At 47.9% G+C, this 26,279-nt stretch carries 18 protein-coding genes; all 18 read right to left on the bottom strand.

The features are described from left to right. Window positions 1–37: 37 nt before the first annotated feature. The 18 genes from AC4EVX_RS06660 to AC4EVX_RS06575 all read right to left on the bottom strand — a co-directional run bounded on the left by AC4EVX_RS06660 (window position 38) and on the right by AC4EVX_RS06575 (window position 25,613). Window positions 38–1,393, bottom strand: coding sequence for an MATE family efflux transporter (locus tag AC4EVX_RS06660; protein WP_490159840.1), 1,356 nt, complete (start codon window positions 1,391–1,393; stop codon window positions 38–40). Window positions 1,394–1,486: 93 nt separating this feature from the next. Then, window positions 1,487–2,071 (bottom strand): M48 family metallopeptidase, encoded by a 585-nt coding sequence (locus AC4EVX_RS06655; RefSeq protein ID WP_490159839.1) that lies wholly within the window; start codon window positions 2,069–2,071, stop codon window positions 1,487–1,489. A gap of 80 nt (window positions 2,072–2,151) precedes the next feature. Beyond that, complete coding sequence (locus AC4EVX_RS06650) at window positions 2,152–3,453, bottom strand: amidohydrolase (protein ID WP_177978635.1); 1,302 nt, start codon at window positions 3,451–3,453, stop codon at window positions 2,152–2,154. Window positions 3,454–3,558: 105 nt separating this feature from the next. Further along, window positions 3,559–4,518 (bottom strand): ABC transporter permease, encoded by a 960-nt coding sequence (locus tag AC4EVX_RS06645; RefSeq protein WP_177978636.1) that lies wholly within the window; start codon window positions 4,516–4,518, stop codon window positions 3,559–3,561. Continuing rightward, on the bottom strand, window positions 4,518–5,666 hold the full coding sequence (locus AC4EVX_RS06640) for an ABC transporter permease subunit (RefSeq protein ID WP_177978638.1): 1,149 nt from the start codon (window positions 5,664–5,666) through the stop codon (window positions 4,518–4,520). The genes AC4EVX_RS06645 and AC4EVX_RS06640 overlap by 1 nt, the downstream gene beginning before the upstream one ends. Then, window positions 5,653–7,194, bottom strand: a complete 1,542-nt coding sequence (locus AC4EVX_RS06635) for an ABC transporter ATP-binding protein (RefSeq protein WP_177978640.1) — start codon at window positions 7,192–7,194, stop codon at window positions 5,653–5,655. Before AC4EVX_RS06635 ends, AC4EVX_RS06640 begins: the two co-directional genes overlap by 14 nt. A gap of 351 nt (window positions 7,195–7,545) precedes the next feature. After that, complete coding sequence (locus AC4EVX_RS06630; protein ID WP_177978642.1) at window positions 7,546–8,754, bottom strand: BMP family lipoprotein; 1,209 nt, start codon at window positions 8,752–8,754, stop codon at window positions 7,546–7,548. 317 nt (window positions 8,755–9,071) lie between these two features. Continuing rightward, window positions 9,072–10,160 (bottom strand): S-methyl-5-thioribose-1-phosphate isomerase, encoded by a 1,089-nt coding sequence (gene mtnA, locus AC4EVX_RS06625; RefSeq protein WP_490159838.1) that lies wholly within the window; start codon window positions 10,158–10,160, stop codon window positions 9,072–9,074. Between the two features lie 219 nt (window positions 10,161–10,379). Further along, entirely contained in the window at window positions 10,380–11,351 is a 972-nt protein-coding gene (locus AC4EVX_RS06620) for an MDR/zinc-dependent alcohol dehydrogenase-like family protein (protein WP_490159837.1), read from the bottom strand. Window positions 11,352–11,464: 113 nt separating this feature from the next. After that, window positions 11,465–12,109, bottom strand: coding sequence for a class II aldolase/adducin family protein (locus tag AC4EVX_RS06615; protein ID WP_490159836.1), 645 nt, complete (start codon window positions 12,107–12,109; stop codon window positions 11,465–11,467). A gap of 409 nt (window positions 12,110–12,518) precedes the next feature. Continuing rightward, on the bottom strand, window positions 12,519–12,839 hold the full coding sequence (locus AC4EVX_RS06610) for a cyclic-di-AMP receptor (RefSeq protein WP_177978648.1): 321 nt from the start codon (window positions 12,837–12,839) through the stop codon (window positions 12,519–12,521). A 207-nt stretch (window positions 12,840–13,046) separates the two neighbouring features. Continuing rightward, the gene (gene carB / locus AC4EVX_RS06605) at window positions 13,047–16,250 is read right to left on the bottom strand and encodes a carbamoyl-phosphate synthase large subunit (RefSeq protein ID WP_490159835.1); all 3,204 of its coding nucleotides are present in this window, start codon (window positions 16,248–16,250) and stop codon (window positions 13,047–13,049) included. Further along, window positions 16,250–17,341 (bottom strand): carbamoyl phosphate synthase small subunit, encoded by a 1,092-nt coding sequence (locus tag AC4EVX_RS06600; RefSeq protein WP_177978629.1) that lies wholly within the window; start codon window positions 17,339–17,341, stop codon window positions 16,250–16,252. The genes carB and AC4EVX_RS06600 overlap by 1 nt, the downstream gene beginning before the upstream one ends. A 383-nt stretch (window positions 17,342–17,724) precedes the next feature. Continuing rightward, on the bottom strand, window positions 17,725–19,209 hold the full coding sequence (locus AC4EVX_RS06595; RefSeq protein WP_177978627.1) for an AAA family ATPase: 1,485 nt from the start codon (window positions 19,207–19,209) through the stop codon (window positions 17,725–17,727). 92 nt (window positions 19,210–19,301) lie between these two features. Next, window positions 19,302–20,960: a YecA family protein gene (locus AC4EVX_RS06590; protein ID WP_490159834.1), complete on the bottom strand. Its 1,659-nt coding sequence runs from the start codon at window positions 20,958–20,960 to the stop codon at window positions 19,302–19,304. Between the two features lie 404 nt (window positions 20,961–21,364). Continuing rightward, entirely contained in the window at window positions 21,365–21,757 is a 393-nt protein-coding gene (gene gloA2 / locus AC4EVX_RS06585) for an SMU1112c/YaeR family gloxylase I-like metalloprotein (protein WP_490159833.1), read from the bottom strand. 97 nt (window positions 21,758–21,854) lie between these two features. Further along, window positions 21,855–24,026, bottom strand: coding sequence for an N-acetylmuramoyl-L-alanine amidase family protein (locus AC4EVX_RS06580; protein WP_490159832.1), 2,172 nt, complete (start codon window positions 24,024–24,026; stop codon window positions 21,855–21,857). A gap of 348 nt (window positions 24,027–24,374) precedes the next feature. Further along, window positions 24,375–25,613: a nucleotide sugar dehydrogenase gene (locus AC4EVX_RS06575; RefSeq protein WP_490159831.1), complete on the bottom strand. Its 1,239-nt coding sequence runs from the start codon at window positions 25,611–25,613 to the stop codon at window positions 24,375–24,377. Between the last annotated feature and the right edge of the window lie 666 nt (window positions 25,614–26,279).

Below are 26,279 nucleotides of genomic sequence, written 5' to 3'. Positions count from 1 at the left end.
TACACGGAGCTTGCAGACTGACTGACTTGCAGCGCAACTACTTTTCCTGCTTTGCAAGAATCTGACTCTCCGTCTTTCTCATGATATAGAAGAAATATGGGATCAGCGGAATCAGCGCTGCAATCCACGCTGCCGGATCAGAGGCACAGGTCTCGACAAAACCGTAGCCGAGTCTTGCAACGACCATGACAACAAGTGATCTCGCTCCAAGCTCAAACACACCGCCCATCATCGGCACAAAGCCATGACCGAGTCCCTGAAGCGCATTTCGGTACAGGAAAATACTTCCGAGGAACGGATAGCACCACGAAACCGTGCGGAAATACGATCTCGCCGCCTCCGTCACTTCCGTCTGACTTCCATCGATGAAGATGTGGATCAGCGGATCTCCAAAGAAATGGATGATCAGGATCATAAGCACCGCACTGATCAGAATCATAATCTGCGTGTCCCGAACGCCCTGCTTGATGCGGTCAAATTTACCTGCTCCCCAGTTCTGTCCCACATACGTTGCCGTCGTTGCTCCGAATGCGATAAAGATTGAGGTGACAAGGTTCTGGAGCTTTCCTGCCGCCGCAAATCCCGCAATATAAGTAGATCCGTAGCTGTTGACTGCACCCTGCACAATGATCGTTCCGAGTGCTGTGATCGAAAACTGAAGTGCCATCGGAATACCGATTCCCATGAGTTCTGCCATCATCGGGAAATCCAGACGGAAATCCTCCGCCGAGAGCTTCAAAATATGGAACTTGCGGATGATATATACCAGACAGCAAAGCGCCGAAACGCCCTGCGCAATCACGGTTGCCCACGCACAGCCCTCAACGCCGACATGAAGTTTGATTACAAAAACCACATCGAGAATCGCATTGAGGACAGCGGAGATAATCAGAAAATAAAGTGGCGACTTGCTGTCTCCAAGTGCACGAAGCACCGCTGCGAGCGCATTGTAGGCAGCCGTCACAAAAAGTCCCGCATAGATGATCGACAGATACGATGCTGTCTGGTCGATAATCTCATCCGGGCTGTTCATCAATCTCAAAACCGGGTAGTTAAATGTCAGAAGCGCCAGCGTCATCACGACAACAAACGCCACACAGAGTTCAATCGAAACGGCTACATAGTGACGCATCCTCTTATAATCCTTTGCACCGAAACTCTGCGCCACCATGATCGCAAATCCGCTCGTGAGTCCATTGAGCCATCCGATCACCAGAAAGTTGAGTGAAGTCGTGCTTCCGATTGCTGCAAGCGCATTTACACCGATGTAACGTCCGGCGACAACGGCATCTACCAGATTATAAAACTGCTGAAAAATATTCCCCAGATATGCGGGAATCATAAAAGCAAGGATCAGCCGTACCGGACTTCCCTTTGTCATATCATTTGTCATAAAACCTTTTTACCTGTCTTTCTATCCTGTTCTTTTTATCCTGTCTGTCTTTCCACTCAGTTTTTTGTTTTTCCCCAAGATAAATGGTCTTTTTCAGCGCTCAAGAAGTGCCAGTCCGTTCTCCTTTAACCATTCCTTGCTCTTCTCGTATTCCGGAAGCACCCGCTTGACTTCTGCCCAAAACCTTGCGGAGTGGTTCATCTCAAGCCGATGACAGAGTTCGTGCACAACAATATAGTCGAGCACTTCCTCCGGTGCAAGAATCAAACGCCAGCAGAAATTCAAGTTGCCCTGATAACTGCAACTTCCCCAGCGCGACTTCGTATCCTTGATCGTGATTTTTCCGTAATCCACTCCGACCTGCTCTGCAAATAATGCAACTCTCTTCGGGATTTTTTCTTTTGCAAGACGGCGAAACTCCCGCTCACTCTCGGGGGTAATCTTCGGAAACTGCTCCTGCTTTTTCTCACATTCTCTCTTCTGCGCGAGAAATTCTGCTCGTTTCTCCTCAATCCACTCTCTGCGATCCCGAATCAGATCATCGATCTCTGCCTTCTCGCAATCTCTCGGTGCTCTTACGGTAACATCGCCATCCAAAGTAATCTGGATGGCGATCGTCTTCCTGGATGTTCGGATCAAATCATATCCGCCCCAGGTCTTCTCTGTCTGCTTTTTCATATCAAAACCCTAATTATGACTACCTACTATCTGTCAAAGCCAAACTCTGATTCTCAAATTTTCGAAAATTGGCGCATGTTTTAGTTCTCGCGCATGCGTGTGATGATGGCATTTGCTCTCTCGTAAAGCTCCTCCGGATCAACGCCGATCGAGAACTCACCGTTCTCATACAGGATCTTACCATTTACCATCGTCAGCCTCACATTCTGCTTGCTTCCGCTGTACACAAGGTTCTTTGCGATATTGTTGAGCGGTTGCATGTTCGGCTGGTGGAGATCAATCATGATCAAATCAGCAAGCTTGCCCTCTGCAAGGCAGTCACAGTCCGTAAGACCCATCGCATACGCACCGCCGGAGACTGCCATCTTGAGCACCTCATCTGCCGGAACCGCCCCTGCATCCTTCTCACGCAGTTTGCCAAGTCCTGTCACAAGGAACATCTCGCGGAACATATCGAGACAGTTGTTGCTCGCCGGTCCGTCCGTTCCGATTGCGAGGCAGATATTCTTTTTCAGCATCTCGGAGATCGGCGCAATTCCGCTCGCAAGTTTCGTATTTGATCCCGGGTTTGTCACAGCAATCAGATGTTTCTTTGCAAAAATATCGAGATCCTCCTCACTCATCCAGACGCAGTGGTAACCGCCACCGCCGTACTCAAACATGCCGAGAGAATCAAGAAACGTCGTCGGGGTCATGCCATAACGTCCGACGCACTGAGCCACCTCCGACTCCGTCTCGGAATTGTGCATGAAGACCGGAGCCTTATACTTCTGGGAGAGGTTTGCAACGCCCTCAAGCAGCTTTTTCGAGGTCGTATACTCCGCGTGGAAACCGAGGCTGTACTTAATCAGCTCATCGTAGTTGTTGTAAGTCTGATACTCCTCCTCCATTGCGGAGAGAGAAGAAGAAAAATCATTGAGACTGCTGACAATCACGGTTCTGAACCCACTGTCAACCGATGCCTTTGCAATCATCTCCGGGTGGAAATACATATCAAAGTTTGCGGTGATTCCACTTGTCAGATACTCGAGAATTGCAAGACGGCTCAGCCAGTAGATATCCTCTCCCTGAAGTTTTGCCTCCATCGGGAAGATCTGCTTGTTCAGCCAGTCGAGAAGTGGCATATCATCTGCGTAGGAGCGCAGAAACGTCATCGCAGAGTGCGTGTGCGCATTCTTAAATCCCGGCATGATCAGGTTGCCCTTTGCATCAATCTCACGATCCCAGATCGGCTGTTCCAAAATCTTTACAGAATCCGCACCACTGACATTGACCGGTCCGACATGGGTGATTCGGTTTCCCTCCACCCAGACTTCTCCTTCCAGAATCTCCGTATTCTGATTCATCGTCAGAATTCTCGCATTATAAAAACGAATGTTCATCTGTGATCCCTCCTTTTCTCCTTTTCCATTTTTTCTTTTTTCTTTCTTTTTCAGCTCTATTTCTCTTTCCCAGTCTGATTTCTCTATGTGTTCCAAAAAGAGTTCTTATCGCTTGCCCTTATCGTAGATCTCACCGAGCGCACGCGGGGAACGATTGTACTTCGAGAAGAAAATCAGAAGCAGAAGCGTCACAACATACGGAAGCGTCATCACGAGATCCGAGTAACTGCTCGGCATCTGAAGTTTCTGCACAAGGAAATATCCGCCGGAACGCGCAAATCCAAACAGCAGACAGGAACCGAGTGTCGGCAGAATCGTCCAGTTTCCGAAGATCAGCGCTGCAATCGCCAGATATCCGTAGCCGACATAGATGCTCGAGGAGAAGTTTGCGGAGATTGAGTACGCAAAGCTGATTCCTGCAAGACCGGAAAGACCGCCGGACACCATAACGGCAATCAGGCGAACCTTTGCCACGTCGACACCGGCTGCATCAACTGCATGCGGGTTGTCACCACAGGCGCGAAGGTTCATGCCGTAAGGAGTCTTGTACATCACATACCATGCGATGATTGCCACAACGACAATGATAACCTCAAACGGGTAAATATCCTTGAAGACTGCGCCGAGCACCGGAATCTGGGACAGACCCGGGATCGTCCATTTTGCAGATACGCCAAGCACGAACTTATCGGAAGCTGCGCCAAAGACACTGCGGTTGATGTACTTGGTTAAGAAAGCCGTCAGCGCGGATGCCAAAATATTGATCACGACACCACTGATGACCTGGTTTGCCTTAAAGCGAATGCACAGAAGTGCGTGAAGCAGGGAATAGAGCGTTCCTCCAATCACGGCAAACAGAAGGGCGACATAGTAAGGCACCTGAGAATTTCCCGAAAAATTTCCTGCAATGCTCACAGCGACAAGCGCACCGAAGAATGCGCCCACACCCTGAAGTCCCTCGAGCGCAAGGTTTGTGATACCGCTCTTCTCACTGTAAATACCGCCGATCGCCATGATAAACAACGGCAGGGAAAACGAAAGTCCGTCTATGATAATTCGTTCCATTAGCGGTTCCCCCTTTCTTCGCTTTCCTTGAGTTCCTCTTTCATACTCTTGACCTTATAACGGATGAATGCACCGCACGCGGAGAACAGAAGGATCACACCGGTGATAACAGATGCAATCTCCGATTCGAGTCCGGACGCAGAGTTCATGTAGGTACTTCCCTTGCTGATTACCGTGATCAGGAAGGAGGAAAAAATGATACCGATCGGATTTGAGTTTGCGAGCAGAGAGACTGCAATCGAGTCAAATCCCGTGCTTGCAAGCACCTTCGGCTGAATCGAGCCAAAGTATCCGAGATAATAGGTCACACCGGCAAGACCGGCAAGTGCTCCCGATACGACAAACGCCATGACCATACTGCGTCCAACCTTGATACCTGCATACTTTGCGGCATTTCGGCTTGTTCCGACACTCTTGAGCTCATAGCCGAATGTCGTGCGGTCAAGCAGGAACTTTACTGCGATCGCAATAATGATCGCGAGGATGATTCCAAGCGGAATATCCATCTTGAGATCTCCGACTGTCGTATCCATCAGCGTCAGTCTCGATGCCTTTGAGACCGGATTCGACTGACGGGATACCGGGTTGACATAGTAGGTATTGATAAAGAAACTGATTACATACTGTGCAATGTAATTGATCATAATCGAGGACACAACCTCGTTGATGTTAAACTTCTCTTTCATCCATCCGATCAGTGCACCGACAAGCGCACCTGAGATAATTCCACAGATCAGAACGAGCGGTTTTGCAACCGGAGCCGGAAGATCGCTATAACCGACGAGCAGAGTTGTCACAAAACCGGCAACCAGCATCTGACCGGAGACACCGATATTAAACAGACCGGCACGCAGGGCAACTGCGACTGCGAGAGAAGCAAAAAGCATCGGCGTCCACGCGTTCATGAAGCTCATGAAATCCGTCAGCATGCTCTTATGACCTGCATACGTCGCCTTCGGCAGAATACCGGAACCCTGAAGCAGGTTCTGGTAAGCCACAAGCGGGTTCTTTCCGAGTGCGAGAATCACGACCGCACCGGCGAGAAGGCTCAGCACAATAGCAAACAGCGGAATCGAAACCGCCTGATAGCGCTCATTTCCGAGAAGGCGGACGAATCCTTTTTTGATTGTATGATTATTTTTCTGCATCCGCTTTTACCCCCATCATAAATTCTCCGACCTGATTCGTCGTCAGTGTCTTGGCGTCTGCAATCTTCTGAATCTGACCGTTGTAGATGACACCGATCGTGTCGGCACAGTCCATGATCTCATCAAGTTCGAGAGAAATCAGAAGAATCGCCTTGCCCGCATCGCGCTCCTGAATGATCTGGCGGTGAATGTTCTCAATCGCACCGATATCAAGACCTCGCGTCGGCTGTACAAAGATCATCAGCGGGGATTTCAGCTCGATCTCACGACCGATGATCGCCTTCTGCTGGTTTCCTCCACTCATCGAGCGCACAATCGTCTTGATGCCCTGACCACTTCTGATATCATAGCGGTCGATCAGTTCCTTTCCGTACTCATCAAACGCGCTCTGATTCAGCACTCCATGATGAGAGAACGGCTCCTTGAAATAAGTCTTTAATGCCAGATTTTCCTCAAGCGTAAAGTCGAGGACAAGACCGTAGCTCTGGCGATCCTCCGGGATGTAGGAAATGCCCTGAAGGGTTCTCTTTCGGATGCTCTCATGCGTGATGTCGACGCCGTTTAAAATGATCTGTCCTTCGGCTGCCTCCGCAAGTCCCGCAATCGCATCGGCGACCTCGATCTGACCGTTTCCGGATACACCGGCGATCGCAAAGATCTCACCGCCATGAATCGAGAACGAGACGTTCTTCACAACATCGAAGTGATCCTGGTTGCGCACCGTGAGGTTCTTGACCTCAAGCACAGTCTCGCGGAAGTTTGCCGGCTTCTTCTCGACCTGGAAACTAACCTCACGACCGACCATCTTGTTCGCCATCGTCTTCGTCGAAGTCGTCGCCACATCGAGCACATCGATCAGACGACCACGGTTCAGAATCGCACAGCGGTCTGCAACCTGCTTGATCTCCTCGAGCTTGTGCGTGATCAGAATGATCGTTTTTCCGCCGTCACGCAGTCCCTTGATGATCTTTAAGAGGAACTCGATCTCCTGAGGAGTCAGCACTGCCGTCGGCTCATCAAAGATCAGAATCTCCGCCTCACGGTAGAGCATTTTCAGGATCTCCACTCTCTGCTGAATCGAGACATTGATGTCCTCGATCACATCAGTCGGATTGACCTCAAGACCATACTGCTTTGACAGCTCGGCGACTTTCCTGTCCGCCTTCTTTAAGTCCACCCACGGCAGGAAACCAAACTTTTTGTCCTTGTTCTCCAATCCGAGAATGATATTCTCCGTGATTGTGTAGTTGGACACCAGCTTGAAGTGCTGATGCACCATACCGATATTCAGTTTCGTCGCATAGCTCGGAGAGGTGATGTTCTCCTTCTTTCCGCGGATCCAGATCTCGCCCTCATCCGGCTCATACATGCCGAACAACATACTCATCAGCGTGGATTTTCCCGCTCCATTCTCTCCCAGAAGAGCAAAAATCTCTCCCTTCTTGATCTGCAACGTCACATCCTGATTCGCCACAATGCCGGGAAAACGTTTGGTGATGTGCTTCATCTCAATGATGTACTCCGACATAAACCGACCTCCTTATCTCCATTTTCTTGTTCCCTTTTGAATACCCAGATTTCTGATTTCCCGCTTGATTTTCATTTTTCTTTTTCACGTTTCGTTTTTTCATTTTCCTGTAAACGCATAGGTGTCGCAAGCCAGCACCTCTGCTGTCATGCGACACTTATCTGCAACCTGCATCTGAGGCATTCAAAAAGGCCGGCTTCTATGAGTCCTGATCAGGGACCCATAAAGCCGGAACCCTTATTGTTCTGTTGAGACCGTCTTTCTTCTCCAGTCTCTTCTCAACTCAAATCTCTTATTCAGATCTCCGAATTTCATCTTTTACCCGAAATTCACTCGAAACTTATCCGAAATTTACTTTAAACCAGTAAAATCCTCCGGAGTCTCACCGTTGAAATTAGATGCCGGAACGATGGTTCCGTCCTTCACGAGCTCATAAGCCTCATCGAGCTTGCTGATTGTATCCTCAGACATCTGATTTCTGCCCTCTGCCTTTACAAAACCGGTAGAATCGGTATCTGCACCCAGAACCACGTTCTCACCCTTGAAAGAGCCATCCTTAACTGCATTGAGCTGTTTTTCTACGTTCATGCTCATAACCTTCAGAACAGAGGTCAGGATTACGTTGTCAGAACCATTTGCACCGTCATCGTACTGGTCTACGTCACAGCCGATTACCTTCACACCGGTTGCTTCCTTTGCTGCGGTGAAGACACCATTTCCGGAACCACCTGCTGCAACAAAGATTGTGTCAACGCCCTCATCGATCAGAGCCTTGCCGACTACTTTACCGGTTGCCTCATCTGCGAAGCTGCCTACATAGTTACCGCCAACATTTGCGCCGGTCACATCAGTACCTGCGTAGGACGGAAGCTCTACAACCTCAGCGCCAGCCTCAAACTTCTCGTTTGCGTAGTTGACACCAGACTCAAATCCGAACTGGTAGTTTACGTTGGACGGATATGCGATACCGTTTACAACTGCAACCTTCTTGGACTGAGACTCAAGTGCTGCTGCCATACCTGCGAAGAAGCCACCCTCCTGCTCCTTGAAGGTCATTGCGTAGATGTTGTCACAGCTAACCTCATTGCCCTCTGCGTCAGACGGGTTGGAGTCAACCAGAATGAAATCTACATCCGGGTTGTCCTCTGCAAGGGTACCGATTCCTGCGAACTGGTAACCACAGCATACGATAACATCGTAATCTGCAACGATATCTGCAACTGCCTGAAGAGCTGCTGCGGTATCACCGGTCTCCTCGCGAACCGGGGTAACGGTTGCGGACGGATTCTCCTCGATAAATGCCAGAACACCGTTGTAGTTATCCTGGTTGAAAGAACCGTCATCTACACCGGACGGACTGCTGACAATCGCAATCTTCAGCGCATCGCCACCTGCCTCAGAGCCACCCTCTGCCTTGCTCTCGCCCTCTGCACTTGCAGTGGTCTCATCCTTTGCCGGTGCTGTGGTCTCTGCGGAACCACCATTGCTACCGCCACATCCGGTTAAAAGCGTACTAGCTACTACTGCTGTGCTCAGCGCTATACTCAGAACTTTTTTCATAATCTGATTCTCCTTTTTTGTTGTTCTCTCTGCACCTGTTTTCTATGATCCTCATCTCGATACAGACCGCACTTTCCAGTCCGTCTCCGAACCGTTCCCCCTGTCTTTTCACGCACGAAATCCACATCTTTTTGAGAACTAAAAAATGGTTACATGTATATTTTTACTACAAATCACGGCGAATATCAACCAATTCTTCTAAACTTCTTCTTTTCCTCTCACTATTTATTAATTTTTTTAATGAATATTTTCATTTTTTCAAATTAATCCCGTTTTGAACCTCAGAGTTTTATCTTTCTCCGAATCGACTTAAATTTTTAATCCTCAAACAGTTTTGCAAGACTCTCGGTGTACGGAGCACGGCAAATGCCCTTCTCCGTGATGATTCCTGCAATCAGCTCATGATCGGTCACATCAAATGCCGGATTGTAGCATTTTACCTTCTCAAGTGCCATCGGCTTCTCATAGAATTTCTTCTTGATCTCATCCGGATTGCGAAGCTCAATCTTGATGTCCGCACCTGTCTTACAGTTCATATCAATCGTTGAGGTCGGTCCAAGCACATAGAACGGGATTCCATAATATCTTGCCAGAATCGCAACTCCACTCGTTCCGATCTTGTTCGCTGCGTCTCCATTTGCTGCGACGCGGTCACAGCCAACAAAACATGCCTGTACCCAACCGTTCTTCATCACGATGCTCGCCATATTATCACAAATCAAGGTCACATCGATGCCTGCCTTCTGAAGCTCATAGGAAGTCAGACGCGCACCCTGTAACAGCGGTCTCGTCTCATCAGAGAATACATGGAAATTCATTCCGCGCTCTTTTCCGAGGAACAGCGGACCAAGAGCCGTTCCATAGCTTGAGGTTGCAAGCGGACCTGCGTTGCAGTGAGTCAGAATTCCATCGCCATCCTTGATCAGGGACAGACCGTACTCGGAAATTGCACGGCACATGCGCTGATCCTCCGCCTGAATTTCCTTTGCCTCTGCACCAAGGATCTCCACGATCTCCTCAACACTTCTTTCCTTGTTTGCAACCACGGTATTCTCCATGCGGTTCAGCGCCCAGCTCAGGTTAACTGCGGTCGGACGGGAAGAATTCAGATATTCTTTCTGCTCACGGAATTTTGCAAGAAATCCCTCATAATCTTTCGTCTCCTCTGCAATCTGACCGGAGAGCACATACATGCAATATCCGGCACAGATGCCGATCGCCGGTGCTCCACGCACCTGAAGCTCAAAAATCGCATCGTACATCTTCTTCGGAGTATCAAGTGTCAAAAACTCCGTCACATTCGGAAGCTGGGTCTGATCCAAGATCACAACCGCCTTTCCATCCTCACTCAATCTCACATTCTCCGGCTGTGCCATCTCGCCGTCTTCCATTAAAAACTCCGCCATTGTTCTGTCCTTTCTATATAGCAATTTTTATTTTTTATGCTACTAATTACTAGCAGGCTCCCGAAGCAAAAAAGTTTCTGTAAACCCGTGTGAAACGTCAGTGTTTAGGTCGCGTACTTTGCGACCTTATGCACTGCTACGTTTAACCCGGAGCGAGAGCGCGTTTATAGAACTTATTTTGCGAAGGGAGCCCCTGTCTTGCCTTTATTAAGATTAATACTACTTCCCAATCCGAAATCCCGCTTTGAACGCCCGAGACCCAAACGCCTTCTCATAATCTTCCAGCTCATAAAACTCCACCGGCGGTAACTTCACAAGTCCCTGCTCCAAAAGGCGCAATGCCGGATCAAACGGACCACATCTGCTTCCCTTGATCGTGATCTCATTGACCGCATAGAAGCTCATATCGACATTCGTCTTTCCCGCATAAGTGCTCTTTAAGACGATCGTACCCTGCTTTCGCACAATCTTTGCTGCAAGCTCAAGTCCTGATGGCGCACCACATGCCTCAACAACGATCTCATAGCTTCCCTCACCGGATTCCAATGCCTGATCGGCAAGATTTTCTGCCTGCTCGATCGTCATTGTCCGACCAAACGATTCAAACTGGGCGAGTTTCTCCGGATGCTTTCCAATCACCGTCAGGTTCGCTCCGGTCAGGCGCAAAACGCTTGCAACCTGATAAGCCAGTCGACCGTCTCCAATCACAGCAATCGGAAGATCCGGCTGGATATGCACCTGCTTCGTGACCTGAAGTGCAGCCGCAAGTGGCTCTGTGAGCAGTGCTGTCTCCGGAGCCAACGTAGACGGAACCTCATGCAAGAGGTGAGTCTCAAGCGTCATATACTCTGCAAAACATCCATCCTTTTTCTCCATTCCAATCACCCGACGCGTCAAACAGTGTTTCTCACGCCCTGTCCGACAGTAAATACAGTGACCGCATCCCGCATTCAACTCTCCGACCACAGTCTTTCCAACCCATGACAAGTCTGATGATTCCTCAACAACTCCGACAAACTCATGTCCCATCACACCGCGAAATGAGGGGCGATATCCTTTTAAGACCTCTCGATCCGTGTTACAGACACCTGCATAAAGAATCCGAATCAGACTCTCCGTCGCGGACGGAACCGGCTTTTGCAGATCATCTCGAAACTCCGCCCCTGTTCCGTTAAAATAAACTCCACGCATTTCCTTTCTCTCCCCTTATCTGATGTTTCCTAATGCTATTTCTAATATTTCCTATAATTTAATCTATAAAAATCTTATAAAACAACACTTTTCGGCACGCTTGCGCCGTAACCTTATTTTTCTTTCTCATATCCCGGAATCTCAATCGGTGTTCCGACACTCAGTGCCATATGATAGATCTTTGCGGTATCCTCCACATAAACGCTGTTGATATAAGCCTCCGCCATCGTCGCGCCAACTGCGACAACACCGTGGTTTGCCATCAGGCAGGCATTCTTGCGCTCGAGAATCGGAACCGCATTCAGTCCAACCTCGGCACTTCCCTGCGTCGCATACGGGCTGACCTCAATGCTTCCCTTGAGGAACGGAATCATCTCGATCAAAATAACCGGAATCTCCTGATGCGTCACCGCAAACGAGGTCGCATACGGAGAGTGCGTGTGCACGATCGCGCCGACATGAGGCAGGTGACGATAGATCTCTGCATGCATCTTCCACTCGGAAGACGGGCGGTGACAGCCCTCAATCACATTTCCGTCGAGGTCAATCACAACAATATCTTTTTCCTCCATGATGCTGTAATCATAGGAACTCGGCGTGATTGCCATCAGTCCACAATCCGGACAGTACACGCTCATATTTCCGCTCGTGCCCGCCATCAGCTTCTCGTCATATGCCTTCTTTGCAGTCAAGAGCACCTCTCTCTTTTTCTCCTGCATGACTTCCGGACTCATTTTTCCAGTTTTTTCTTCTGTCATTTTTCTTTCTCCCATACAATTCTGAATCTTTCTTCTCATTCTTCCGCAAAATATTCGCAAGATCTCCTCATAAATTTCGCACAGAATCTCATTTCAAAACACCTCGGATAACTTTCCAGATAACTTTCCGCAAAACTTTTTAAGTGTACAAATAATTGCAGAAAAAACGTCACGATATGATTAAATTGTACACGAATTTTTCCGATCTGACAACATCTGTTTTTTACAAATTCCTTGGATTCTTTTTTTGACATTATTTTGAAACTAAAACACAAAAAAGAGACTCCACCTCCAGTCCCCCTTATCCGGAACTGTCCGTGAAGCCTCTCCTTCGCACTTTTCTCTTCTTTTCTTTATTTATGTTTCTTTATCTTTATTTCTCAATTATTCAGAACGTATCAATCAATAATCAATATTTCAGAACGCGATCCACATCTGAAATGATAACGGTTGCCCCTCCGATCTTGATGTTTCGCACGACATCGACCATCGTTTTTCCGTTGTATTCCCAGACCTGACGATCCTCATAACGCTCCGTACAGCTCTGGCGCACATACTCGAGAACTTCACGCTCACGCTCCTTCTCAATACAGATCATCAGCGTGATATTTTTCTTGTTTGTGTAAAGTCCTTCCGTCAAAAACTTTGTCGCAAGAATCCGATTGCGGATCAAAAGTCCCGCCAGTTTCTCGTAGTCCTGCTCCTGCACGATAATCATCATCATTTCCATAGCGAACACCGTCCTTTCTGAAAAAGAATGTGCCTTGGCACATTCTCGCGCCGAGGCGCGGTTGCTTCGGCAACCATCTACTCCTGCGCCGAGTGCGCATCCTTGCGGAGCATTTATTATTTCATAGGACGCAATTTCCTATGAAATAATAAATTACCACGCCTGAAGAGACTCCTCAGACGTGGTAATCTTATAGGAAATAAAGTTCTAGCGACCCTTCACAGTTGCAATATCAATCAGAGTCAGCTCTTTTGCACGATTCTCAAGGCTTGTTGCAAGTGCTGCGGCCGTATCAAGGCTCGTCAGTACATGAATTCCGGTCTCGATTGCATTTCGACGGATCACGAAACCATCGTGGCTTGCCTCTGCGCCCTGGTGCGGAATATCGATGACGAGATCGATCTCGTGGCCAAGGATCAGGTCGAGGATGTTCGGGGACTCCTGCTCGATCTTTCTAACCGGAAGCGCCTTCACACCGTTATCGTTGAGCACTTTTGCGGTTCCGCGGGTTGCGAAGATCTTGTATCCAACATTCTGGAAACGTCTTGCGATCGGAACAACATCCTGATGCTCGGACTCACGAACCGTGATGATCATGTTCTTGTGCTTCGGCAGTTTGATACCTGCGCCCTCAAATGCCTTGTACAGAGCCTCGTTGAAGGTCTTTGCGATACCAAGACACTCACCTGTGGACTTCATCTCCGGTCCAAGGCTGATATCTGCGCCACGGATCTTCTCAAACGAGAATACCGGCATCTTGATTGCAATGTACTCGGACTTCTTCTGAAGACCCGGCTCGTAGCCAAGCTCGCGGATCGTGTGACCACAGATCACCTGAGTAGCTAACGGAACGATCGGGATTCCGGTTACCTTGCTGATGTACGGAACGGTTCTGGAAGAACGCGGGTTTACCTCAATGATGTAGACATCCTCGCCATCAACGATAAACTGGATGTTGATCATGCCTTTTACATGGAGGGCACGAGCGAGCTTCTGAGTGTAATCAACGAGCTTTGCCTCGACAACCGGAGTGATGCTCGGTGCCGGATATACGGAGATACTGTCTCCGGAGTGGATACCGGTGCGCTCGATGTGCTCCATGATACCCGGGATCAGGATATCCTGACCGTCGCAAACGGCATCAACCTCGATCTCTTTACCCATGATGTACTTATCGACGAGGATCGGGTGATCCTGTGCGATCTGGTTGATAATTCCGATAAACTCATCCACATCGTGATCGTTGATACAGATCTGCATACCCTGACCACCGAGAACGTAGGACGGACGAACGAGAACCGGATAACCAAGCTGTTCTGCTGCCTTCTTTGCCTCCTCTGCAGTAAATACGGTGTGACCTGCCGGACGCGGAATCTGGCACTTCTCAAGGATCTCATCAAAGAGCTCTCTGTCCTCTGCCGCATCGACATCCTCTGCTGCGGTACCAAGGATCGGAACGCCCATCTTCATCAGGGACTCGGTCAGCTTAATTGCGGTCTGTCCACCGAACTGAACGACTGCGCCATCCGGCTTCTCGATGTCCACGATGCTCTCAACATCCTCCGGGGTCAACGGCTCAAAGTACAGCTTGTCAGCGATATCGAAATCGGTACTTACGGTCTCCGGGTTATTGTTGACGATGATTGTCTCATAGCCTTCCTTTGCAAACGCCCAGGTGCTGTGAACGGAACAGAAGTCGAACTCGATACCCTGACCGATACGGATCGGACCGGAACCAAGAACGAGTACCTTCTTGCGGGAGTGCTCCTCCTCAACCTCGCTCACGCCATCAAAGCAGGAATAGTAGTAAGGAGTCTCTGCTGCGAACTCTGCCGCACAGGTATCTACCATCTTGTAAGCAGCGCGGATGTTGTTTGCATGACGCATTGCCTTGATCTCATCCTGCGGTACACCGCTCAGACGGGAAATTACGTTGTCCGGGAACTCGATGCGCTTTGCTTCTTTCAAAAGCTCCGGAGTCAGCGGTCCCTTCTCCAGTTTATTCTCCATCTCAACGATAATTGCGAGCTTATCGATAAACCAGAAGTCAATCTTTGTGATCGCATGGATCTCCTCGTAGGAAATGCCACGGCGCAGTGCCTCTGCGATTACCCAGATACGACGATCATCAACCTGTGCCAGCTGTTTCATCAGCTCATCATTTGTCAGATCAGTGAAATCGTAGGAGCGCAGGCAGTCTACATGCTGTTCGAGGGAACGGATTGCCTTCATCAGACCACCCTCAAAGTTCGTGCAGATACTCATAACCTCACCGGTTGCCTTCATCTGGGTTCCCAGCGTTCTCTTTGCACTGATGAACTTATCGAACGGCAGACGCGGCATCTTAACAACACAGTAGTCAAGCATCGGCTCGAAACTTGCGTAAGTCTTCTTGGTTACGGCATTCTTGATCTCGTCAAGCGTGTAACCAAGAGCGATCTTTGCAGCTACCTTCGCGATCGGGTATCCGGTTGCCTTGGAAGCCAGTGCAGAAGAACGGCTTACACGCGGGTTTACCTCGATAACACAGTACTCGAAGCTCGTCGGATGAAGTGCATACTGTACGTTACATCCACCGGTGATACCAAGCTCGGTGATGATGTTCAGTGCGGAAGTACGGAGCATCTGATACTCCTTATCGCCTAAGGTCTGGGACGGAGCAACAACGATACTGTCTCCGGTGTGAACGCCGACCGGATCAATGTTCTCCATGTTACATACGGTGATTACGTTTCCTGCACCGTCTCGCATTACCTCGTACTCGATCTCTTTCCATCCTGCGATGCAACGCTCTACAAGAACCTGACCTACACGAGAGAGACGAAGACCATTCTCAAGGATTTCACGGCACTGCTCCGGGTTATCTGCGATACCGCCACCGCTACCGCCAAGCGTATATGCCGGACGAAGTACAACCGGGTAACCGATCTGCTCTGCGATGCGAAGACCATCCTCAACGTTCTCAACAATGTCAGACGGAGCAACCGGCTCACCGATCTTCTCCATCGTCTCCTTGAACATCTCACGATCCTCTGCCTTCTTGATCGTCAGGGCCGTCGTACCGATCAGGCGAACGTTGTTCTCCTTTAAGAAACCAGCCTCCTCGAGTTCCATTGCCAGGTTCAGTCCAGCCTGTCCACCCAGAGTCGGAAGAATGCTGTCCGGACGCTCTTTCTTGATCAACTGCTCAACAACCTCAACGGTCAACGGCTCAATGTAAACGCGGTCTGCGATGTCCTTATCGGTCATGATCGTAGCCGGGTTGGAGTTTAACAGAACAACCTCAATGCCCTCCTCTTTCAGGGAACGGCAGGCCTGGGTACCCGCATAGTCAAACTCGGCCGCCTGTCCGATGACGATCGGGCCGGAACCCAGAACCAGAACTTTCTTGATACCAGGAATCTTAGGCATTATTCATTTCCTCCCATCATAGTGATAAAACGATCAAACAGGTACGAAGAATCCTGCGGTCCCGGACAAGCCTCCGGATGGTACTGTACGGTGAAAATGTTCTTTCCAACGTAGCGCAGACCCTCGTTCGTTCCGTCATTGACATTGGTAAATGCCGGCTCAGCTACCTTCGGATCCAGACTCTCCGGATTCACTGCATAGCCGTGGTTCTGAGAAGAGATGTACACTCTTCCGGTGGAGAGATCTTTTACCGGATGGTTGCCACCGCGGTGACCATACTTCAGCTTGAAGGTGTCAGCGCCGGTTGCCAGTGCCATCAGCTGATGACCGAGGCAGATTGCAAAGATCGGCACATTGGATTCATAGAGCTTGTGGATCTCCTTGATGATCTCGACATTCTCCTTCGGGTCTCCAGGGCCGTTTGACAGCATGATGCCGTCCGGGTTCGATGCCAGAATCTCCTCTGCGCTTGTATCGCACGGATAGATCGTCACCTCACAACCGCGCTCTGCAAGAGAACGGGCGATGTTGCGCTTTGCACCGAGATCGAGAAGAGCGACTTTCTTGATCGGCTTCTCAAATTTATCAGACTGCTTGAGCACATACTTCTCCTTGCAGGAGGTTGCCTTAACCACACCCTTTACGGTGTAAGCCTTCATGCGGGCAATCGGCTCTGCTAAATCAGCGTACTCCTTCGTCGTGATCATGCCGTTCATGGTTCCTTTTTCTCTTAAAATCTTTGTGAGGGCTCTTGTATCGATGCCACTGATACCGGGAATGTCATACTTTTCCAAGAAATGCTGGATGGTATCCTCGCTGCGGAAATTACTGGGAATCCGAGATAATTCACGAACAATATAGCCGTCCGGCCAAGGCCGTCCCGACTCCATGTCCTCATAACAAATGCCATAGTTGCCGATGAGCGGGTAAGTCATTACAACTGCCTGTCCCGCGTAGGAGGGGTCTGTGAGAACCTCCAGGTAACCGGTCATCGAAGTATTGAACACGATTTCACTGATTACTTCTCTGGTAGAACCGATGCTTGTTCCTTCAAAAACGGTGCCATCTTCCAGAATGAGAAATGCTTTCATATACGGGGTACCTATCCTTTCTTTTTGCAGGCTCTTTCGTATTTCAGCCCAAATTGATAAGATTATACATGATTCTCTCAATTTTTGCAAGTACTAATTAAGTACTAAATTTAGTACGTTTCATCTTTGCAAATACTAATTTTGTACTAAGTCTAGTACGCTTTCTCTTTGCAAACACTCATTTTGTATTAAATTTAGTCCTCTGTTTTTTATTATAACGTGTTCTGTTTTCTGATGCAATCCACTAAAGAAATTTTTCTCAAAACAATATATAAAAATCCCCGGCTCTCTCCATCTCAGGAAAAAGTCGGGGATCAATCTATCAAAAATACGATCTAGGTAAAATCCAAGTACTCAAATAAAACAAAATCATTCTCATAAGCTTATGAGAGCAATTTTTTTACCATCTCGGCAGTGAAGACCACTTTCTCAAGATGATCAACCTCAATCTGATAGAGGGCATTTGCCGCAATGTGCTCTGCTGCCTGCTCAAGATCACGGATTCCGCTTGTCTGCATATGAAGCTCGATCACAGCATCAAGACCCTCATCGGTGAGAATGCACTCCTCCGGGCGCAGGCTCATCCGGCGCAGAACCTTCGGCAGAGCATAGCGCGAGAAGATGATTTTCTTCTCCTCCACAGTATAGTCCGGAATGTCGATCACGGCAAAACGGGACATAAGCGGTGCACTGATCTGAGACTTATCGTTTGCGGTCGCGATCGGGTAAACGCCTCCGGTCGGGATCATGCACTCCATGTAGTTATCAGTAAATCCAAGGTTGTCAAGAAGCGTCAACAGTACATCTGCCGGGTTGCCGTTTCCCTTTCCGGAAGCTGCCTTGTCAAGCTCATTGATGATGAAAACAAGATTGGACTCTCCCGCCATCGAGAATGCCTCCATGATGATTCCCGGCTTCGCATTCGCGTAAATTCGGGAGCTTCCGGTCAACTGCTCCGGATCGTTGATCGAGCTCATGTCGAGCGTCGTCCACGGCAGTTTCAGAATTCTTGCCACGGCATAGGCGATCTGGGACTTTCCGGTACCAGCCGGACCGACAAGCAGAAGGCCGTAAGCCGGAAGCGTGTGCGTGCGGTTGATCTGGATGATCGTCTCAATGATTCTCTGTTTTACGCGCTCCATGCCGTAAAGCTCCTCATCGAGGATTCTGCGTGCCTCCTTCGGGTCAATCGACTCAAAGTAATTGTTCTTCCACTGGATATTCATCATGATTGAGAGGGCGCGCTGTGCGTGACGGCGTTCCTCCGGGGAAACCTCATGGGAACGTGCCACCGCAAGATTTCGGCGTGCCCACAGACGAATATTCTCCGGCAGGGTTCTTCCTGCACAGGTCATAAAGTCCGTGATGCTCTGAAGACTTGTGAGCTTCATGTCATCGCCGAGCTCATCGGTCTCCTCCTCGCTTTCCTCCTCTGCCGGTGCACTGCTTGCCAACAGGCGCTCAATCATAAACTGCAAGAAACCATCCTCCGCAGACAGCTTTGTACCGCCTCCGAATGCAATCTCCCGAATCTTGTACACTGCATAGCCGTTCTCCTGGTTCTCACCGGACAGGCGCACCGTGATGTGGTTCTCACCCAGCCACTTTAACAGGCTGACAAAACGCGCATCAATCTGCAAAATATCTGCGCTGACTGTTCCGTCCTCCTCCTCAAACTCAAATGCAGTCCGCTTCACCGGATTTGTGAAACGTCCGCAGGAATGATGTTGCCACTTCCGTTTTTGATTGTCCAAAACCATAATCGGCTGTTCCGGTGTCGGATTCGAATTATTGGAAGAAAACGTCGTGTAAGTACACTCCGCTGTTCTCTCCTTCTCCGGGACATCATTAAAATCAAATACTGGCATGACAGACCCCCCTCTCCGCTTTTTCACTTACTTAACTTTCTCTCACTTGGCTTTGCGTTTAATTTACTTGGCTTTACTTTTTTGTCTTAGTTTTACTGAAGACGTCCACAGCACTTCTTATACTTCTTACCGCTTCCACACGGACACGGATCGTTCGGGTAGATCTTGCGGATGCCCTTTGCCTGTGCCTTCATCATCTCATCAAGGGTGTAACCACTGCAACGGAACATTCTCGTATTTGCACAAACCTCCTGATACAGGGTGCCAAAGGTTTCCTTTACGCTCATGGAGAACTCCATTCCCATCTCGGTCAGCTCATGAAGAATCTCATCACGGCTGTATCCCATTGCGGTCATCTCCCAGACAGCTGCGACAGCCTCCTGTGTCCACGCACCGCGCAGTCCCATCTGCTCTGCAAAGAACGTTGCGAGCTTCTGGTAGGACGGATTCTTGGACGGATAGCCGTGCTTCTCACAGTCACGCACTTCCTCTGCGGACGGAATTGAGAAATCCTTCATCCGGCGTCCCTGCTCGATCTTGCGGTAAAGATCATCATGAAGCACATCCTTCTGAATCACGCGGTCATCCTTGATCACGCACGGGTTCTGATCCGCCGGAATTGCCTCAAAGATCTCCATAAACTGCTTCGGAGTTACCTCAAATCCCTCTCTGCCACGGTACATCTGCACCATAACCGAAACCGGAACAGTTGCATAGATCATGCGGTGCATATACAGGCAGTCAAGCATCCAGATCACCTCTGCTCTGCGGTGATGGAATTCCTTCGTGTTGATCTGCGCGTAAACATCCTTTACCTCTGCCGGAATAGCAGCCGTACCGTTCTCATACAGCATCACATAGCCGTTCCAGTAAAACGGCATCAGAGCCTCAAGCTTATCACGCTCAATCGCAGCTGCACCCTCATTCTCCAATACCTGCTCCCAGACATGGATCGAGATATCCTTCATCGTCACAAAGTTCTGGCGCATATTTTCCGGCTGAAGAACGATCTCAGCAAGTTTCTGCGCAAGCTCCTCCTTTGTCGGATCTGCCTCCTCCTCCTTTGTTGGAGCGAGATGCCATTTCTTTGCCATATTCTTTAAGGCATTCATCTCCTGATTCAGAAGAATCCACTCAGTACTCAGCACAACACCCTCCTGCATTGCAGACTGAGCGTCTAATGCTTCCTCTTTCTTCTCTGCGGTTTCTGCAATCTTCATTGCCTTCTCGACCTGTGCAATCTCATCCGCATTCTGGGTAGCACCATTCGCTCCTGTGTTTGCCTCTGCATTTGCTTCTGTCTTGGAAATGGCAAACTCGGTAGCCAGCTTCTGATTCAGGGCATCCCTTGCACCCTCTGCATCTGCGCTCTCTGCGTCCTTAATCTGAAGCACAACCGGGCTCTCTGCATCCACACTTTCCTGCTGTTTCTCAATATCTATGCGATACTTTCCGTCTTTTCCAGCAAAGAAGCTGAACCACTCTTCCGTGTTCATCAGCTCATCTGCGGATGTCTGTGCATCCTCCATCGTATAAGCTGTGCTTGCGCCAAATACACCTGCCCCGCTCTCCTGAATCCGTACTTTTTTATGATAGAACTCAAATCCGAAAGGCAGAGCCTGATCCTGCTCTAAAACCGCCAGCAAGATCTCAGCCAGTCTGGTGTAGGTCAGACCTGCCGGAACCTGACAGCGTCTCCATGCAACCGGTTTTCTGTTCTTCTCGGTGATTTTTATCTGATATGCGATCATGTCCTAATTTTTCCTCCTTAATTCTGTCCCCTAAAAACGACAGCCATCCGAAACCATTTCCGGACAAATTCACGAATTTTCTTTTTTCCTTCAAATATTCCTCAAATATTCTACTATCAAATACAAAATTCTTCAACTGTTTCTTTCCCTGCGCCGACAAAATCCGCCCAATCCCAAAAGAAAAGGCAAACTCCTCGCAGACATTTTCTGCCCCAAAACGCCAGGAATCTCAACATCTAAAAACAGACAGACCACCCGCCATCGCTGGCGAGCAGTCTGTCTTGTTATTTTCATATTTTCCATATTTCCATATTTTCAAACCATGAAACAACTCTGGCGAATTGCGTAGATTTGGTGAATGTTATTCTCCTTTATCCACGCTCATAATTATTCATAACTATTAACTACTCATGAAGTTCCAGTGGAAGTCCATCCGGATCAAAGAAAAACGTCATCTTCTTATCCGTGTAAGTGTCCCGCCGAATCGGTTCACACTCGATTCCGAGCGTCTTTAACTCCTGAACCACCTCCTCAATATCATCCACACGAAATGCCAGATGGCGAAGTCCGCAGGCTTCCGGCCGATTGACACGTTTTGGCGGATTCTTCTCCGCAAAAATCTCAAGCTCTGTCGCATCCGGTCCATCTCCGATTCGCAGATCCAGCTTCCAATCCTCCCGCTCCTTGCGGAAGTTCTCACGGATCACCTCAAATCCGAGTTTTTCCACATAGAATTCTTTCGCCTTTTCATAGTCCGAAACAATGATTGCAATGTGGTGAATTGCTGACAACTGCATAATTTCTCTCCTTTGTATTCTGGTAAATTCCCGCCAGACCGATTTTTGCAAAACGACCAATGACTCATTCAGGAAACAGAGTTCTTACCAATCTTCATCAATCCCTGTCGTCGCCCTTCTGCCATGCACGAACACTCGGTGCAAATGCGGTTCTTCTGTCCTGACTTCCATTCTTCGTGATTGCGCCCTTGTCATCTGTTGTCCACTCATTGCCGTCTGCATCCGTCACAGTTTGACCGACTACAATCTTGCCTGCCTCATCAACGAGTTTCGTACTTCCGTCCGGAATCGAAATCGCCTCATAGCCCTTGCCTGGAAAGGCTTTCTGCATTCTTCCCTTATAATACAAGGAACCATCATAAACACCCGTATAAGCAGAACCTGTCTCTGTAAAGTAATAATCCGTCACTCCATTGCCATCATCAATCTGAATCTTTCCAGTTGCCGCTGCATTCTTGTCATCCATATTGAAATAATAGGTAACGCGGTTGATCTCCCAGAATCCGTCGAGAGTACGTCCATTCTCATCAAATGCATACGTCTTTCCGTCAAATTCTTTCAGAACAATCTCATTTCTTCCTGCACGCACTGCCATTCCATTGCTGTCAAAACGATACCAGTTCTCAGTCAGCTCACCGACCATATCATCCGCTCCGAGCGTCTTTACCCAGCAATCTCTTGCGCGCTCACCCTGAGCCAAGGTATCGGTTGCCTCCGGCATATAATAGCGGAAGCCGTCAATCTCCGGGGAAGTATCGCGGAGCTTGCCCCAGCCTCTCTGCATGATTCCACGCTTATCCACGCAATAATAAGTTCCATTGACATTGATTTCTGTATAATTTCCAGATAAACTGCGCGTAAGCACACCCGTGGTCTCATCAAAATAGAAATAAGCGTCGCGTCCGTTCGCCTTGACGTAACGACCGACAATACCGTTTGCATCCCAGTCCACCGGAATCTTGAGCATCTGCCAGCCGGTTGCCACAGCACCGTCCTCACCACAATAATAGCGGTCTCCGGTCTTCATCGTATACCAGCCGGTAAACATCGTTCCGTTATTATTGATGAAATAGCGCTTGCCATCGATCGTGTAGATTCCACGATTCAGGCGGTAACCATTTTCATCTGCATAGTACCATTCCGTGTACGGTGTTCCATCTGCCTTTGTCTTATCGAGTGAAAACCAACAACTTCTCTGCATCACGCCATTCTCATCAAAATACTGACGCTTGCCATTCTTCAGATTCATCCAACGGCTCTGGTATCTCGATCCATTCTGATCAAAATAATACGTCTTTCCATCGAGATCATAGTAACCGTTCTTGAGTACCTTGCCGTCCTCATCGCCATAATACCAGTGATCGACATTCGCTCCGTCCTTATTTACCGTCGGAACATTAAACCAGCCCTTTTCTACCTTTCCATCCGCATTCAGATAATAACGATTTTTCTCATCATCGGAAAACCAACGCGCACGAAAACTCAAACCATTCTGGTCAAAATAATAGGTATCCTCTCCGATCTGAGAAAATCCGGCACGTCGAATATCACCGTCTGCCTCTGCATAATACCAGTTTGTGTACTCGTCACCGTTTTTATTGATTCCGGAAACGGAGAACCAGCCGTTTTTCTCCAGTCCCTTCTCCCCAATGTAATATCGCTTCTCATCCAGGTTTACCCAGGCATTTCTTGGAGCGTTACCCCACTCATAGAAATAAAAGCTACCGCCATCAATATCAAACCAGCCATTGCAATACAAAGAGCGATCGGCAGATGCATAGTACCAGGTTGAATAGGAGACACCCTGATCATTCGTGCGGTCAATGTGGAACCAACCGCCACTCATACAACCATTGTCCTTGGAAATATAGTATTTCTTGTCATCAACCGTGATGATTCCATCAAGCGTACAGTTCCCGCCCTTTCCAAAGTAATAGTCATGACCGTCAATCGTGTACCAGCCATTTATATAGATCTTTCCATCCGAACCGGCATAGTACCAGGTATAACGGATCTTGTCCTTCGGCTCCGTCGGAACAGACGCAATCGAAAACCACTCGTTCTCCTTGCGGTATCCATTCTCATCTACATAACAACGACCATCGGTGACATTCACCCATTTGTCCTGAGCAATCGCGCCATTCTCCTCATACTGCCACTTTCCCTGCGCATCCTGCTGCCAGTTGCCCGCTGCCCACGCCGGAAACGTCGCCGCCGATAAATAGAGGATCGCTGCCGCCGTCGCCGTGATCAGTTTCTTGTTTTTCATAATTGTATTCTCCTTTGTTTCTTTATGCACCCATTTTCCCACTCTATATGCTTATTGTATCTCTTATATTCAGCAGAATCTTCTGCGTATATCTGATCTTATCTAGGATTTCTTTTTCTGATTGTAGCATTGAATGGAAAACTTGACAAGGTCTACATAAAAATCCAACACCATTCTCACTATTTCAGTGTTACAATTCATGCGTTGCACAAACTGTAACTGAAATTCTTCGTCACACCCAATAATATATAAAACCATTTGATTTCCCTATTCGGAATCATAAGTGCAATTGTTCATCCTTTCTCAATAGCCATGCGTCAATGAATATCTTTGACAATACCTTTTCCTTTAATCTCTGCCGTACAGATCTCTTGTATACACCTTATCTTTCACATCATCCAAACACTCATCATATCGATTTGCAATAATCGCATGGCTTTGCGCTTTAAACTTCTGTAAATCATTTACAACCTTACTTCCAAAGAACGTTGTACCGTCTTCCAATGTCGGCTCATAGATAATCACAGTTGCGCCCTTTGCCTTGATCCGCTTCATCACTCCCTGAATCGAAGACTGACGGAAATTATCCGAATTTGCTTTCATCGTCAACCGATACACTCCAATCACAACATCCTTTTCCATCGAAGCATCATAGGTATTTTCATCATCATATGCATAATATCCCGCTTTTTGCAATACCCGGTCTGCGATGAAATCTTTTCTCGTTTTATTTGACTCCACAATAGCCGTCATCATATTCTGCGGAACATCATCATAGTTTGCCAAAAGCTGTTTCGTATCCTTCGGCAGACAATAGCCACCATATCCAAAAGATGGATTGTTATAGAAAAATCCAATACGCGGATCAAGGCAAACACCATTAATAATCTGCTGGGTATTGAGTCCCTTTATTTCTGCGTAAGTATCCAGTTCATTGAAGTACGATACTCGCAAAGCCAAATACGTGTTTGCAAAAAGTTTTACCGCCTCAGCCTCAGTAAATCCCATGATCAAAGTATCAATATTTTCCTTGATTGCGCCCTCCTGCAAAAGTCCCGCAAATGTATGCGCTGATTCTATAAGTCTTGGATCTTTCATATCCGTACCAACAATAATGCGGGATGGATAGAGATTATCATACAAAGCTTTACTCTCCCGCAAAAATTCCGGACTGAAAAGAATATTATCACAATGGAATTTTTCTCGAACTGATACCGTATATCCCACCGGAATCGTGCTCTTAATCACCATCATCGCATTCGGATTAGATTCCATCACCAACTGGATAACAGATTCAACCGCTGATGTATCAAAAAAATTCTTTCTGCTGTCATAATTCGTAGGTGCTGCAATCACCACAAAGTCCGCATCACTGTAAGCCTTCTTCGCATCCAGCGTCGCAGTTAAATTCAAATCCTTCTCAGCCAGATATTTTTCAATATACTCATCTTGAATCGGAGATTTTCTGTTATTGATCAAATCAACCTTTTCAGAAATAATATCCACTGCCATAACTTCATGGTGTTGCGCAAGCAATGTCGCAATCGAAAGCCCCACATATCCCGTTCCTGCCACTGCAATTTTCATAGTATTCTTCTCCTTTTTCTTCGCTTCTGTTGTACTTCGTTGAAACACAATCTTATATCAAATTTCTCATACGCCCCTCTTAGAGCATTTTACTTTATGAATTACCACGTCTGAAGTCTACGTTTTCCCATGGCTCCAGTATATCACAGGTCAGAGAACAATTCATCCCTGTAACAAAATTTGTTATATTTCAGTCTCCAATTTTCAACAAATACTTTACATCTTTTCTTATAAAAGGCAATGCCATCGTCAACACACAGAAATACCGGTTGTGTCTGTAAGGAATCTGGTATCAACTTTAATGCAATTCGGGCAGTGGTATTCATAAATCTGGAATAATTAACCTTTGCATAGGAGCATGCATAATAAAATACATTCAATGATTTTTCTGTTATTCCAGATAAAAAGTGCCGATACAGGAACCTGATAGAATGAGCAGATTCCAATGTCAGTATGGATAGTATCAGCAAGAACAGGGTATCCGCCGTCGAAACAGAAAAAGTTTCAAAATAAATCAAAAAATTTTGATGAAGTCTACCAATTATTGTCTTTTCGTTGTATAATGTTTTTGTCGTACAGGGTCACTTTCCTTTGTAATGTTTTCGTCAAACTCATTATACATCAGAAAGTCCTGTACGATATTTTTTTATGAAAAAGTTGTAAAGT

The organism is Brotaphodocola sp. (assembly GCF_983179755.1).
The sequence above is the reverse complement of the archived record's forward strand: the minus strand, read 5'-3'. Positions and strand labels throughout refer to the sequence as shown.

Coding starts and splice junctions, on each gene's coding strand:
- AC4EVX_RS06620 (WP_490159837.1), bottom strand. CDS start 11,351: ATGCGTGGAGTTTATTTTAACGGAACAGGGGCGGAGTTTCGAGATGAT.
- AC4EVX_RS06630 (WP_177978642.1), bottom strand. CDS start 8,754: ATGAAAAAAGTTCTGAGTATAGCGCTGAGCACAGCAGTAGTAGCTAGT.
- AC4EVX_RS06655 (WP_490159839.1), bottom strand. CDS start 2,071: ATGAAAAAGCAGACAGAGAAGACCTGGGGCGGATATGATTTGATCCGA.
- AC4EVX_RS06660 (WP_490159840.1), bottom strand. CDS start 1,393: ATGACAAATGATATGACAAAGGGAAGTCCGGTACGGCTGATCCTTGCT.
- AC4EVX_RS06575 (WP_490159831.1), bottom strand. CDS start 25,613: ATGAAAATTGCAGTGGCAGGAACGGGATATGTGGGGCTTTCGATTGCG.
- AC4EVX_RS06635 (WP_177978640.1), bottom strand. CDS start 7,194: ATGTCGGAGTACATCATTGAGATGAAGCACATCACCAAACGTTTTCCC.
- AC4EVX_RS06610 (WP_177978648.1), bottom strand. CDS start 12,839: ATGGAAATGATGATGATTATCGTGCAGGAGCAGGACTACGAGAAACTG.
- AC4EVX_RS06580 (WP_490159832.1), bottom strand. CDS start 24,026: ATGAAAAACAAGAAACTGATCACGGCGACGGCGGCAGCGATCCTCTAT.
- AC4EVX_RS06595 (WP_177978627.1), bottom strand. CDS start 19,209: ATGCCAGTATTTGATTTTAATGATGTCCCGGAGAAGGAGAGAACAGCG.
- AC4EVX_RS06640 (WP_177978638.1), bottom strand. CDS start 5,666: ATGCAGAAAAATAATCATACAATCAAAAAAGGATTCGTCCGCCTTCTC.
- AC4EVX_RS06650 (WP_177978635.1), bottom strand. CDS start 3,453: ATGAACATTCGTTTTTATAATGCGAGAATTCTGACGATGAATCAGAAT.
- mtnA (WP_490159838.1), bottom strand. CDS start 10,160: ATGGCGGAGTTTTTAATGGAAGACGGCGAGATGGCACAGCCGGAGAAT.
- AC4EVX_RS06600 (WP_177978629.1), bottom strand. CDS start 17,341: ATGAAAGCATTTCTCATTCTGGAAGATGGCACCGTTTTTGAAGGAACA.
- gloA2 (WP_490159833.1), bottom strand. CDS start 21,757: ATGCAGTTGTCAGCAATTCACCACATTGCAATCATTGTTTCGGACTAT.
- AC4EVX_RS06645 (WP_177978636.1), bottom strand. CDS start 4,518: ATGGAACGAATTATCATAGACGGACTTTCGTTTTCCCTGCCGTTGTTT.
- carB (WP_490159835.1), bottom strand. CDS start 16,250: ATGCCTAAGATTCCTGGTATCAAGAAAGTTCTGGTTCTGGGTTCCGGC.
- AC4EVX_RS06615 (WP_490159836.1), bottom strand. CDS start 12,109: ATGACAGAAGAAAAAACTGGAAAAATGAGTCCGGAAGTCATGCAGGAG.
- AC4EVX_RS06590 (WP_490159834.1), bottom strand. CDS start 20,960: ATGATCGCATATCAGATAAAAATCACCGAGAAGAACAGAAAACCGGTT.